The organism is Pseudomonas sp. UBA5706 (assembly GCF_002419965.1).
Taxonomy (GTDB): Bacteria; Pseudomonadota; Gammaproteobacteria; order Pseudomonadales; family Pseudomonadaceae; genus Aquipseudomonas.
The window spans coordinates 1-10518 of sequence record NZ_DIHC01000025.1 but is presented as its reverse complement, the minus strand read 5'-3'; the positions used below and the strand labels follow the sequence as shown (position 1 = coordinate 10518).

Annotated in this window: 18 protein-coding genes, 1 tRNA gene and 1 pseudogene; 18 read left to right on the top strand and 2 right to left on the bottom strand. The window is 57.9% G+C overall.

Going from position 1 to position 10518, the window contains the following annotated elements; all coding sequences use genetic code 11:
- The 5 genes and pseudogenes from B3I26_RS11410 to B3I26_RS11390 form a co-directional block, all read left to right on the top strand.
- Positions 1-166 (top strand): annotated as a pseudogene (locus B3I26_RS11410) (VRR-NUC domain-containing protein); the annotation flags it as partial.
- Positions 163-1464: a tyrosine-type recombinase/integrase gene (locus tag B3I26_RS11405; protein WP_296257791.1), complete on the top strand. Its 1302-nt coding sequence runs from the start codon at positions 163-165 to the stop codon at positions 1462-1464. The pseudogene B3I26_RS11410 and the gene B3I26_RS11405, both read left to right, overlap by 4 nt.
- 166 nt (positions 1465-1630) lie before the next feature.
- The gene (locus tag B3I26_RS11400) at positions 1631-1945 is read left to right on the top strand and encodes a hypothetical protein (protein ID WP_296257790.1); all 315 of its coding nucleotides are present in this window, start codon (positions 1631-1633) and stop codon (positions 1943-1945) included.
- Between the two features lie 2 nt (positions 1946-1947).
- Positions 1948-2331: an antiterminator Q family protein gene (locus B3I26_RS11395; RefSeq protein ID WP_296257789.1), complete on the top strand. Its 384-nt coding sequence runs from the start codon at positions 1948-1950 to the stop codon at positions 2329-2331.
- A 111-nt stretch (positions 2332-2442) separates the two neighbouring features.
- Positions 2443-2519 (top strand) — tRNA-Met (locus B3I26_RS11390).
- A 166-nt stretch (positions 2520-2685) separates the two neighbouring features.
- Here B3I26_RS11390 and B3I26_RS11385 read toward each other — a convergent pair.
- The gene (locus B3I26_RS11385; protein WP_296257788.1) at positions 2686-3090 is read right to left on the bottom strand and encodes a type II toxin-antitoxin system HicB family antitoxin; all 405 of its coding nucleotides are present in this window, start codon (positions 3088-3090) and stop codon (positions 2686-2688) included.
- 37 nt (positions 3091-3127) lie between these two features.
- Positions 3128-3310: a type II toxin-antitoxin system HicA family toxin gene (locus B3I26_RS11380; RefSeq protein ID WP_296257787.1), complete on the bottom strand. Its 183-nt coding sequence runs from the start codon at positions 3308-3310 to the stop codon at positions 3128-3130.
- Between the two features lie 158 nt (positions 3311-3468).
- On the opposite strand from B3I26_RS11380, the gene B3I26_RS11375 reads away from it, so the two are divergent.
- From B3I26_RS11375 to B3I26_RS11315, 13 genes are all read left to right on the top strand, one after another.
- On the top strand, positions 3469-4059 hold the full coding sequence (locus B3I26_RS11375; RefSeq protein ID WP_296257786.1) for an HNH endonuclease signature motif containing protein: 591 nt from the start codon (positions 3469-3471) through the stop codon (positions 4057-4059).
- 29 nt (positions 4060-4088) lie between these two features.
- Entirely contained in the window at positions 4089-4403 is a 315-nt protein-coding gene (locus B3I26_RS11370) for a phage holin, lambda family (protein ID WP_409522097.1), read from the top strand.
- A complete protein-coding gene (locus B3I26_RS11365; protein ID WP_296257784.1) occupies positions 4400-4786 on the top strand; it encodes a hypothetical protein in 387 nt (128 codons plus the stop codon). Before B3I26_RS11370 ends, B3I26_RS11365 begins: the two co-directional genes overlap by 4 nt.
- A complete protein-coding gene (lysC, locus tag B3I26_RS11360; RefSeq protein WP_296257783.1) occupies positions 4695-4934 on the top strand; it encodes an Rz1-like lysis system protein LysC in 240 nt (79 codons plus the stop codon). The genes B3I26_RS11365 and lysC overlap by 92 nt, the downstream gene beginning before the upstream one ends.
- Positions 4935-4983: 49 nt before the next feature.
- The gene (locus B3I26_RS11355) at positions 4984-5472 is read left to right on the top strand and encodes an HNH endonuclease (protein WP_296257782.1); all 489 of its coding nucleotides are present in this window, start codon (positions 4984-4986) and stop codon (positions 5470-5472) included.
- Positions 5473-5601: 129 nt separating this feature from the next.
- A complete protein-coding gene (locus tag B3I26_RS11350) occupies positions 5602-6099 on the top strand; it encodes a hypothetical protein (RefSeq protein ID WP_296257781.1) in 498 nt (165 codons plus the stop codon).
- On the top strand, positions 6092-6343 hold the full coding sequence (locus B3I26_RS11345; RefSeq protein ID WP_296257780.1) for a hypothetical protein: 252 nt from the start codon (positions 6092-6094) through the stop codon (positions 6341-6343). The genes B3I26_RS11350 and B3I26_RS11345 overlap by 8 nt, the downstream gene beginning before the upstream one ends.
- A complete protein-coding gene (locus B3I26_RS11340) occupies positions 6336-6509 on the top strand; it encodes a hypothetical protein (RefSeq protein WP_296257779.1) in 174 nt (57 codons plus the stop codon). Before B3I26_RS11345 ends, B3I26_RS11340 begins: the two co-directional genes overlap by 8 nt.
- The gene (locus B3I26_RS11335; protein WP_296257778.1) at positions 6509-6883 is read left to right on the top strand and encodes an HNH endonuclease; all 375 of its coding nucleotides are present in this window, start codon (positions 6509-6511) and stop codon (positions 6881-6883) included. Before B3I26_RS11340 ends, B3I26_RS11335 begins: the two co-directional genes overlap by 1 nt.
- A 131-nt stretch (positions 6884-7014) precedes the next feature.
- Positions 7015-7503, top strand: a complete 489-nt coding sequence (locus B3I26_RS11330) for a phage terminase small subunit P27 family (protein ID WP_296257777.1) — start codon at positions 7015-7017, stop codon at positions 7501-7503.
- The gene (locus B3I26_RS11325) at positions 7504-9231 is read left to right on the top strand and encodes a terminase large subunit (protein ID WP_296257776.1); all 1728 of its coding nucleotides are present in this window, start codon (positions 7504-7506) and stop codon (positions 9229-9231) included.
- Positions 9232-9242: 11 nt separating this feature from the next.
- Positions 9243-9392, top strand: coding sequence for a hypothetical protein (locus tag B3I26_RS11320; protein ID WP_296257775.1), 150 nt, complete (start codon positions 9243-9245; stop codon positions 9390-9392).
- On the top strand, positions 9385-10518 hold a 1134-nt coding region (locus B3I26_RS11315; protein WP_296257774.1), incomplete at its 3' end, for a phage portal protein. The genes B3I26_RS11320 and B3I26_RS11315, both read left to right, overlap by 8 nt.

Here is a 10518-nt window from a genome sequence, read left to right as displayed (position 1 = left end):
CAAGGCGACGGCGCCGAACGATGCTGCAGTTTCGGCTAGCCAGCAGGCATGGATCCGCCGGCTGAATGAACAGGGCTATTTGGCAATTGTGTGCCGGGGTCACTTCGACGCCATGGAGCAAATCCGCGCCTACCTGCGCCTTCGTCCTACCGTGGGGTCCGTATGAGCAAGACCCGCGCTGTCAAACTCAGTGACCCTGAAATCCGGCGGCAGTCGGCGGACGCTGCCGTGCATGACCTGCGTGATCCACGTTACCCGGGCCTGTACCTGCGCTTCGGCCAGGATCGTCAGCGCGCATCGTGGTATCTGGTCAAGGGCAAGGCTTGGAAACATATCGCTCGCTGGCCTGAGCTTGGGACAGCTGCTGTTGTGGCCGAGCTCCCGGCGATTCGGCAGCGGCTGCTGCGCGATCCGGACGGCTCTGTGGGAGCGAACACGCTGGCTACCTGCGGTCAGCTGCTGGATTGGTACGCCGATCGTATGAGCCGCGACCGGTCGTTGTCGGTGAAGCGAAAGACCGGTTCCATGTCGGCGATCCGCTGTCATCTGAAGCCGCGTCTTGAGGAAGTCCGCTCCCACAGCCTCACCGCCGCGGCGCTGGACAAGGAACTGATGTGGCCTGCCCAGCAGGAGCTATCGCTGTCCTACGTCCGGCAGTTGTTCGGCCTGCTGGTGGTTGCGTTCCGCCAGGCTCACAAGCTGGGGCTAATCGACAGCAACCCCATGGCGGGGCTCAAGTTCGTGGACTTCACCAAGGCACGCATCATGCCAAAGGCCGCCCGTTTGCGAGGCGTTCACCTGGTCGACATAGTGCCGATGCTGGCGGACCTCTTCGAGCAGCGTCCGGCCGAGGCGATGCTGGCGATCATGATGCTCTGCCACGGCACCCGAGTTGGGGAAACCCGCATGGCGCGCTGGTCGGACATCTCCATGGCGGATGCCGAGTGGTTCATCCCCGCCGAGAACACCAAAACCCGAACCGAGCATCGCCTGCCACTGACCGCCCAGACCAAAGCTTTGCTGAGCCGGTACCGGGCCGCTCAGGTCAGTCAGGGCTACGAGGGCATCTACTTGTTCCCGTCACGTCGTGGTCGGGCGCTGAGCGAAGGCCAGGCCAGCGCCGTGTTCACCAGGATCGGGCAGGGCGAGTGGACGAGCCACGACCTGCGCAAGGTCGCCCGCACAGCCTGGACCGACCTCGGCATCGACGGTCATATCGGCGAGATGCTGCTGAACCACTCACTGGGCAAGATCGCCAGCACCTACATCAACACGCAAGCTCGGGCTCAGCGTCTGGCCGCGCTGGTGAAGTGGCACTGCTGGTTAGATGAGCGGGGCTTCAAGGCGATTCACAACCTGACAGACGCCCAATATGAAGATTCGCAAAACCCCGCGCAGGGCACGAACGGCGTGGGCTGCGAGGCCGTTTCTAACATTGTGAATGGCGAGGTTTCAAAAGTATGAAAAACGGTCGATCTGCACTTCTGCTGGCCTCGTTGGCCGTGTCACTTTCCGGGGCTGGCCTTGCTGCCTTGAGTGCGGGCCGCGCTGTTCAAGGCTGGAGCATTCCGCGTACCAGTGGGTCTGCTCCACGGCCATGGCTCAACAGAAAGAAAGGACGGGGTGGGCAATGAAGAAAACGCACGGCCCATCCTTCCGGCGTGAACTAAAGCCGCTGGTCGTGTGCGGTGCCTGCCGCGGCGCGACGGTGACGGCGGGTACCTTCTACCAGATCGACTGTTTGGCCTGTAACGCCTCCGGCTGGGTCTGCGCCGAGACGGGCGAGGCTTTGCCGATCGAGGTGATGGTGCAACAGCTGAGTATGCGTCTGCGCAACGTCACCGCCGAGCTGTCCAGGGCGCGCCAATCCATCGGCGGTGCCCACGAACAATACGCACAGAACAACCGTCGCGGTGCCGGCGGCAGCAATTACACAGGGGATTGATCATGATGATTCGCAAACCGTTGCACCGCCCGTTGGGCGACACCGAGCACATGCTGGAGCAGTGGGGTTTCTGGCGTTTGGACGGGATGGGCGTTGCTCATTACACCTCGCCGTCACTGGCGATCATGCGCGATGTGATGCCCTCAACCACGAAGTCATACGTGATCACCGACGAGCTTGCCGGTGTTGTTGACGGCGCCGTGGCCAGGCTCTGCCGCCGCGATGCGCAGATGGGCGACATGGTCTGGTTGTACTACGGGGCAAAGTGGCCGGCGATCCGCGTAGGCCGTCATTATAGCGTTAGCGAGATGAAGGCCCGTGAGCTGATCAAGGCTGGTGTAGCCTGGATCGATTGCGCGCTGGACAGTTTGAAAGAGGCGGCATGAAAAAATAGTTGTCCATATGGAATAGCTCTGTTTTCATGCCACGGTGTTCAGCTGATTCAGCGCGACACCCCAAATCAAAGCCTCGCCATCGTGCGGGGCTTTTTTGTTTTTGGCGAGGTCGACTGTCTGGTGATGTCGTGGGTCTCATAAGCCCATTTAGCTCGGTTCGATTCCGAGTCTCGCTACCAATTTGTTGCTGAGGTAACCATAGCCAGGGTGGCCCCATGGGGGAGGGCCTGGACGCGGTATAGCCGGTTAGTCACGCGTACGATCAGAACACCGGCAGTCGATGTGCCTGACTCCATTGCTTTACAGGCAGCTTCGGCAGGCAGCGTGGGAAGACACGCATTTATTTTAAGCCTGGCCCAACTTCTCCAGTGCAGCATCTGCCAGGAAGGTCGAGCGACTTTTAATGTTGTGATCACGCACGTAGCGATCGATCCGCCGAATCACGAAGCCGGGAAGAGTCACATTGACCTTCTCAGTTTTTCCGAGATATGGCGTGCTGTCGATTTCCAGCATTCCCCAGCCCATACCGGCAAAGTCAGGGTTTGCAGCGTGCTTGGCCATTGACGATGGCTGTGGGATGTCTCCACCGTCTGCGGCTATTTCGCCCAGCATGATGTGGGCTATCTCAACGGCCGCGTCGTGGGCTTCTTCGAATGTGTCACCGGCGGTGATAGCTCCCGGAATGTCAGGGATCTGAATACCGAAAGCGGTGTTCTCGTTGCCCCACTCGATGCAAATCGGATACTTCATTTTGTGTCTCCTACGAAGGCGCAAAGGTGAAGCCGGGTTAGATCAACCCGGCTCGTTCCTTGATTCCCTTGACCGTTCCCCGGGGCAAGTCTTTCTTGGGGTGGGGTACTGCAACAGTGTTGGGATTGGTTGGATGTTTGAACATGTGGTGGCTGCCGGTAACTCGCTTTAGAACCCATCCAGCCGCCTCAAGCTCCTTTATCAACTCTCTACTTTGCACCTCCGTCTCCTTGTGTGGTTGATGTGGTAATTATAACTCTAGGGTTACCAGTCGTCAATATAAACATACGCCTAGAGTTATATAAATTCTGAGCCTCGGCATGTGCCGGGGCTTTTTCTTTCTCCGATCCCAAAAGAGTGGACAGTCGGATGTCACAAATGACCATTGCTCAGCCGATCGATCTAGCCCAGGAAGAGCTTGCCGAGATTCTTGAGTACGAACCGGATACTGGCTTACTGAGGTGGCGTCCAAGGCCTGATGAAATGTTCGAGCGAAAAGGATTTGCAGCATCTTGGAATAGTCGTTTCGCCGGGCGCATTGCCGGGAACGTATTCAAGAAGCCATCGGGACATAGTTACGTTCAGATAGGTATCGGCTATAGGCATTTGAGGGCGCATCGGGTCATCTGGCTTCTGGTCTATGGAAGCATCGATGACAGCATGGTCATTGATCATGTGAACGGAGTCGGAACGGATAACCGGCTAAAGAATCTCCGACTTGTAAGTTCCGGCGATAACTCGAAAAACAGATCAGTCAGTAAGCGCAGCCGCTCGGGTGTCGCCGGAGTTTACTGGAACTCAACGGAGCAAAAATGGCATGCCCGTATACAGGTGAACGGTGTTCGCAAAAGCATCGGTCAATACCACAGTCTGGAGGCCGCCAAGGCAGCGAGAGCTGCTCATCAATTGGCCCAAAACTACCACCCCCTACACGGTCTTTCTCGCGAAGCAAGAGCGGGATCCAACTGACGCCCATTCGAGGCGAGATGAGAATGAAGATGCCCGACAAGCCGAGTACATGGGCCAGGGTGTGGCTCTTTATTTCAGATCCGCTCTGGCAGGGCGTGCTGATGGCATTCACCGTGTCCCTACTGCGGATTTTGTACGACGCCAAGGAAACCAGTAAGTGGCGAATCCTCTATGAGTCGCTGATCTGCGGAGCATTGAGCCTCGCCGCTTCCAGCGTCATTGATTGGATGACCTGGCCACCCAGCCTTTCAGTTGCTGCAGGTGGGACGATCGGCTTTCTTGGCGTGACAGCCATACGCGAAATGGTGACCCGGTTCATTGGTCGCAAGGTGGACTCGATATGAAGGCGATCGCTGCAGCAATCATCATCGCATTGGTCGCCGTGCTTCTGATCGGCATCCAGCAGTCCCGAGTCATCGCGCTGCGCGGTGAGGTGGCCGTAGAGACCAAGGCAAAGACAGACGCCCTCGACGCCAACAAGGAAAGCCAGGCCACGATCACCACGCTGCGCGCTGAAGCAGCGCGCAATGCCGCGTACCAGGCAGACCTAAACAACCGGCTCAAGGCCAGCGAACAGAAAGCCCTGCAGGCGAGGAAAGACTTTGAACAACTCAAGCGCACCAGCAAGCCTGTTCGTGATTGGGCTGCTCAGCCTTTGCCTGACGGCCTGCGCGGGAAGCCAGCCAGCGCCGGTAAAGACAACAACGGTAAGGCTCGAGCCCCCTGAGCTGGTCCCGTGCGAACGCATCAGCACCAGTGACGATGACCTGGCGCTGAATGGGGATCTCTGGGCACTGAAGGATCGGGCCATCAACCTGCTCGACACGTGTGCCGACCAGGTCGACGCGCAGATCCAACGCAGCAAGAGCAAGTAACCCGCGCCACAAATTCAGATGCGCCCGTTTCGTGGCGGCGGAGATTTCGATGAAGAAATTAATAACTGCCGAGAGGCTGCGGGAGTTGGTTAGCTACGACCCGGAAACTGGACTAATGCACTGGCGTGAAGCCATTCAGAGGGTGCGGGCTGGAGCGGTGTGTGGAAGTTTGAATAATCACGGCTACCGGCAGATCGGTATCGAAAAGAAAACCATGATGGTTCACCGGCTCGTCTGGCTATATGTTCACGGCTACCATCCGACGATGATCGACCACATCAACGGCAACCGGGACGACAATAGGATCGCCAACCTGAGAGAGGTGACGAACTCTCAGAACCAAATGAACAAATCCAGGCAGCGCAATAGCCGTCTTGGATTAAAGGGTGTGAGTGTGCGGGGAAGAGGGCGGCCGCGCGGCGAAGTCAATCTCAACGGCAAGGTGATCTCCAAGGCTTTTGACACCCCAGAAGAGGCTTATGCCTGGGCCTGCATGATGAGGGAGCAGGTACACGGCGATCACGCCCGTCATGCTTAAACGATCTTGGCTTGTCTCAGTACCCAGCTATCCACCATTCCCCATGATCATGCAGGAAGACCACGACCACGCACGTGCGCTGGCTGTGGCTCGGTGCAAGTGGCCGAACTGCTCTGTTGAGTGAATCCCATGACCCAAGTAATCGAGATCGTTGTCATTGGCGCGACGGGCTCTGGTAAGTCGCATGTTCTGGAATTGATTGACCGGGCGCTTCACAGCGAATATGGCCAGCACGTGCAGGTGACATCTCATGAGCTGTCGCTCGAACGTTTCATGGGCTCGCCGGGCAGCAAACCGAACGTGGCTGACACCATCTTCAATTTGCGCGAGAAGGGCTCTCGCGATTCCAGCAAGAACGGCGATATGAAGGTGAGCATCGACACTTCTGAACTGACATCGGCGATCGACAAGATTGAAGCGATTCAGGGTGAGCCGATGAGCTTCATGTTCGATCCGCTGGAGCAGGCCATCGAGTCGACCGCGCGAGTAATGCGGGATGAGCGAGACAGCGCGCTGCAGACTTCGCGCTTGCTGGGTAGCGGGCCGACACTCATCTACCAGCGTCTGAGCCTACACCTCGACTCACTGCTGGCTGAGCAGCTGAAGCGGTTGACCAACAATGAATAGCGTCAAGCCAGAGGCTGACTACTTCAGGCAGGAGCATGTCCACACTCCCGGCGATGGTAGAGGTCCGCGCCATGTATTCATTGATGGCGCCGAGTGTAGCGATGTCACCTATGCCGATACCAAGCTCGGTATTGCGGTGATCGCTACCCATCCGCTTCGAGTTTTGCCGGGCACCGACTACATCGACGAGACCGTTGTAATGGGTGATGTCCGCGTCGAGCCCAAGGAGGCTGTTGATGAGTGACAAGGCGGAGTACTACCAGCTTAAAGGCATGGTCAGCGAGATGTCGGTAGAGGATCAGGCGGAAGTCGCGAAGGCTGAGGCCCAGGTGATTGCCATTGCCAGGCACTCAGACAAGTCGATGATCGGAGCTCTGATGGCGATGATCAAGATCGCGGTAGAGACCTGATGCCGCTCCGTCCGCAAAAGCCGTGTAATGCGCTCGACTGCAATGCGCTTACCCGAAATTCCAGATACTGCGACGATCATGCCTACCTCGATAAGGCATGGTCCAATCGTAAGGGCTCAGGTCGTGGCGGCCGTCCATGGCGTCGTCTTAGGGATCAGGTGTTGAAGCGCGATCACTACATTTGCCAGTGCGATGACTGCAAGGCCCAAGACCGGGTACGCCCCGCTCACGAAGTGGATCATATCGTGCCTTTGTCGCAAGGCGGCGACGATGAACCGTCAAATCTCCGCGCCATCAACCACGACTGCCACGAATTGAAGACCAAGCGCGAGGCACGGGCGGGGAGGGCGCCGCGATTCGTGCAAAATGCATGAAATGTTCGATAAATCAATAGGTTGCACCATTTTGGGGCGGGGCGGGTCGAAAGTTTGGAGCCTTTGCACCGGACACCGTCCCCCGAACTGGATTTTCACACCCGCGAAATTAAAAGTTCAGGAGTTGCGCGATGGGAGGCACCGCCACGGTCGCCGGCCGTGGTCGCAAACCCAAGCCGACGGCCAAGAAAGCACTGGCCGGAAATCCTGGCAAGCGTGCGTTAAATACGGCCGAGCCGAAGTTTTCTGAGGTCACGAAAGATATTGATCCGCCGGATTGGCTAAGTCTGCGGGCGGCCACGATGTGGAAAATGCTGGTTCCCGAATTGCTCCGAGAACATGTGATCGCGTTGACCGATCTGCACAACGTCGAAGCGTTTTGCACCGCCTACGACAAGTGGCGGATGGCCGAAGAATCAGTGCAGCAGTTCGGCATCGTCGTGGAGTCAGCCCAAGGCAGCCCGATGAAAAATCCGGCGCTGACCGCTGCGAACGAATCGATGCGCCAGATGGTGACCTTCGGCTCAATGCTTGGGCTGGACCCTGCAAGCCGAAGCCGCCTGATTGGCGGGAATAAGGAAAAAGCCACCAACGAATTTGCCCAACTACTGAGTTCATAGATGCCAAAGGCCCTTCACACCAACGTCGACAAGGCGATGGCGTGGGCGAGGTCTGTCTTGCGCGGTCGGGTGCCGGCGTGCCGGTACATTCATCAGGCGGTGCAGCGGCATTTCGATGAAGTGGCGGCGAGCCGCAAGGGCAGTTTCAAGTTCAAATTCGATCCGGCAAAGGCCGAGAAAAAGCTCAAACTGATTCAACTGCTGCCCCACACCAAGGGGGAGTGGGCTTTCAAACGGCAGCTGATCACGCTTGAGCCCTGGCAGCTTTTCGGCATGGCCGTCACCTTTGGATGGGTACGTAAGAAAGGTGGTCACCGGCGCTTCCGCGAGAGTTATTGGGAGGTTCCGAGGAAGAATGGCAAGAGCGTGATCGCCGCCGGCGTGGGGATCAGCATGTTTGTAGCTGACGCAGAGTTCGGCGCCGAGGTTTACTCCGGTGCGACCACTGAGAAGCAGGCGTGGGAAGTGTTTCGCCCGGCAAAGCTGATGGTCAGCAAATCGCCCTTGCTCATCCAGGCGGCAGGTATCGAGGTCAACGCCTCGAACATGAACATCCCCGCAGACTTCAGCCGTTTTGAACCGCTCATTGGTGATCCGGGTGACGGTGCGTCGCCCAGCTGCGCCATCGTCGATGAATACCACGAACACCGAACCTCGGCCCAGTACGACACCATGCTCACCGGCATGGGCGCCAGGCGCCAGCCGCTGATGTTCATCATCACCACCGCGGGCGCGGACATCGAGGGGCCTTGCTACGACAAGCGCCGCCAAGTCATCGAGATGCTGGAGGGCACGGTTCCTGATGACGAGCTGTTCGGATACATCTGGACGCTCGACGAGGGTGATGACTGGGCCGACCCAAAAATGTTGGCGAAGGCGAATCCCAATCACGGGATCTCGGTCTTCCAGGAATACCTCGAAAGTCAGCAGGCCCGGGCGATCCGCTCGGCACGGTTCACCAACACGTTCAAAACCAAGCATTTGAACCTGTGGGTGAGCGCGAAATCCGGCTTCTTCAACATGAAAAGCTGGAAGGCCTGCGAGGACACCTCGCTTACGCTCGAGCAGTTCGAGGGTCAGGAATGGATTGCGGGCTTCGACTTGGCGCGCAAGCTGGACATGAACTCCAGGGCGCGTCTGTTCTGGCGCGTGGTTGACGGCAAGATCCACTATTACAGCGTCGTTCCGAAGTTCTGGGTGCCATACGACACGGCCTACAACACCGACAACAAGCGCATGTCGGAGCGATTCCAGGCGTGGATCAACTCCAAGCATCTGGACGTTACTGACGGGGCGGAGATCGATTACCGGGAAATTCTGGAGGACACGAAGGAAGCGAACCACCACGCGCCGCTCCGGGAGTCACCCATCGACCCGTTCGGGGCGACAGGCTTGAGCCACGAACTCGACGACGAGGGATTCAGTCCGATCACCATCACCCAGAACTACACCAACATGTCCGACCCGATGAAAGAGCTCGAGGCGGCGATTGAGTCGGGGCGATTCCATCATGACGGAAACCCGATCATGACCTGGTGTGTGGCGAACGTGATCGGCAAGAACCTGCCCGGTAACAACGACGTTGTCCGTCCCATCAAACAGGGCGACGACAACAAGATCGACGGCGCGGTGGCGCTGATTATGGCGATCGGTCGAGTGCTCGTAGATGCAGCGCAAAACACGACTGAATCATTCATGGACTCAATTCGGAACCCAATCATCGCATGAGCTTGCCACTGATGTTTTTCATACTTGCAGCGCTTTGCGGATTTGGCCTGCTGGTCGGCGGAGTATTCACGCTGTTCGGCAGCGGCTGGGCACTGATCGCTGCTTCCGTTTCGATGTTCATGATTTCAGGCTTCATCAAGAAAGGATTAGCCGGTGAATAAATCTCTTTCGCTGGTTCTCGGCAGGGCAGCAGCCAAGCCGATGAAGTCGCTCGGCGACTGGACCGGAAAGGCCATACGCCTGAGCGATGGAGGGTTCTGGGGATCGTGGCTTGGTGGACAGTCCAGCTCCGGCAAAGCAGTGAACGTCGACAATGTTATGCGTCTGTCCACTGTGTGGGCATGCGTGCGCATCATCTCAACCTCGGTTGCCGGGCTTCCCCTTGGGATCTACCGGCGCAAGTCCGATGGTGATCGAGAGGATGCACGCGACTTCTCGCTATACGACGTCATCCACAACAGCCCTAATGAAGACATGACGGCCTTCCAGTTTTGGCAGGCGGTCGTTGCGTCGATGTTGCTCTGGGGCAACGCCTATTGCGAGATTCACCGGGCCGGTGGTCGGGTGATTGCCCTGGACTTCCTGATGCCCTCGCGGGTAGATCTCGAAGTCGATGACGATGGGCGTCTGGAGTACTGGTATCGCCCGAAGAAAGGACCACGTAGGCAGATTGCGCGGGTGGACATGCTGCACATTCCGGCGTTCAGCATCGATGGTCGAGTTGGCATGTCGGCAATTCGGTTCGGCGCCGACGTGTTCGGTTCGGCGATGTCGGCGGACGACGCGGCGAATGGGACGTTCAAGAACGGACTTCTGCCAACGGTTGCTTTCAGCGTGGACCGCATTCTCAAGCCTGACCAGCGCGACGAATTCAGGGAGTACGTAAAGACCGTTTCCGGCGCGATGAACGCCGGGAAATCGCCGGTACTTGAGCAGGGGGTCAAGGCTGAAACCATCGGCATCAACCCTGTAGATGCGCAACTGCTGGAGTCGCGGGGTCATAGTATTGAAGAAATTTGCCGATGGTTCGGCGTACCACCATGGATGGTGGGTAAAACCGACTCGGGCAGTAACTGGGGGACCGGGCTTGAGCAGCAGATGATCGCGTTCCTGACCTTTTGCATCAGCTCAGTCACCAGTCAGATCCAGCAATGCGTAAACAAACGGTTGCTCACACCTGTGGATCGCCGGACGTACTACGCGGAATTCTCGCTGGAGGCCTTTCTCAAGGCAGATAGCGCCGGGCGCTCGGCCTGGTATAGCCAAATGACCCAAAACGGGATCATG